Here is a 1,459-nt window from a genome sequence, read left to right as displayed (position 1 = left end):
ACCGAGCAGCTGGCCCGGACCGCGCGGCTGCGCCGGGAGGTCCTGGCCGGTCTCGCCCCGCACGACCGCCGCCGAGGCAACCACCTCAACGACCTGGCCAACACGCTGTGGTTGTGCCACCTCACGACCGGCTCCACCGCCGACCGCGACGAGGCCCTGCGCACCTACCGCGAGGCGATGACCTACCCCACCGCCCGCTCCTCCGCCGCGCTCAACCTCGCCCGCAGCCTGCCCGGCGACCACGTCGAGGAGATCGTCGAGCTGTGCCGGGAGGTCGTGGCGGACCTCTCCGCGGCCACGTCCGACCGGGCGTCCGCGGCGGCCCGCTGGGCGGAGACCGCGGCGGACCACGCGATGTGGAACACCGCGCTCAACGGCTACACCGCCGCCGTCGACCTCCTGCGACCGGCCACGACGCACGGCCTGGACCGCGCGGTCCGCGAACGCCGCCTGGCCCGGTGGAGCGGCCTCGCCTCGGAGGCCGCGAGCTGCGCGATCCACGCGGGCGACCCCGACCGGGCGCTGGAACTGCTGGAACAGGCGAGAGGCGTGATCTGGTCGCAGCTGCTCGACGCCGGCGAGGGCCTGACCGCCCTGCGGGCCGTCGACCCGGAGGCGGCCGACCGGCTCGTGGAGCTCGACACCGCGCTGCGGCACCGACCCGACGACCCCGACCCGTGGCAGCGCCGCATCGCGGACCGCAGGCCCCACCTCACCCAGGAGCGCGACGAGCTGCTGGACCGGATCCGGGCGATGCCGGGCTTCACCCACTTCCTGCGCCCACCCCGCGCCGCCGAACTCCGCCGTGCCGCCGCCGACGGGCCCGTGGTCGTGGTGAACGTCAGCCAGTGGCGCAGCGACGCGCTCCTCGTCACCGCCGACCGGACCACCGAGCTGCCGCTGGGCATCGACCACGCCACCGTGCTCTCCCGCGCCACCCGGTACCTGGTCGCGCTGGAGGAGTACGAGACCACCCACGACCCGACCGCCCGCGTGGTGCTCAACCAGCACCTGGTCAGCGTCCTGGACTGGCTGTGGCACGAGGTGGCGCGACCGGTGCTCGACGCCCTCGGCCCCGTCCGACGAATCTGGTGGTCCCCCGCCGGCGTCCTCGCCCTGCTGCCCCTGCACGCGGCCGGCGCGCGCGGCGGACCGGGCCTGCTCGACCACGTCGTCTCCTCCTACACCCCGACGCTGCGGGCGCTGGTCGAGTGCCGCGACCGCGCCGCGACGACCACCGGCGGTTTCCTCGCCGTCGGCCTGACCACCACCCCGGGACAGCTGCCGCTGCCGCAGGTGCTGGAAGAACTGGACGTCGTCACCCGGACGTTCCCCGGCGCACGCGTGCTGCGCGACGAGCAGGCCACGCGTGCCGCCGTGCGCGACGCGCTGCACGACGCCACGTGGGTGCACCTGAGCTGCCACGGCACCCAGGACGCCCACAGCCCGTCCGACGGCG

1 protein-coding gene is annotated in these 1,459 nt (G+C 75.6%); it reads left to right on the top strand.

Features of this window, described 5'->3' with window-relative positions:
- On the top strand, positions 1 to 1,459 hold a 1,459-nt coding region (locus AB0G02_RS39975), incomplete at both ends, for a CHAT domain-containing protein (protein WP_360805679.1).

The sequence above is a fragment of the Actinosynnema sp. NPDC023658 genome (genome assembly GCF_040639995.1).
Taxonomy (GTDB): domain Bacteria; phylum Actinomycetota; class Actinomycetes; order Mycobacteriales; family Pseudonocardiaceae; genus Actinosynnema.
The sequence above is the reverse complement of the archived record's forward strand: the minus strand, read 5'-3'. Positions and strand labels throughout refer to the sequence as shown.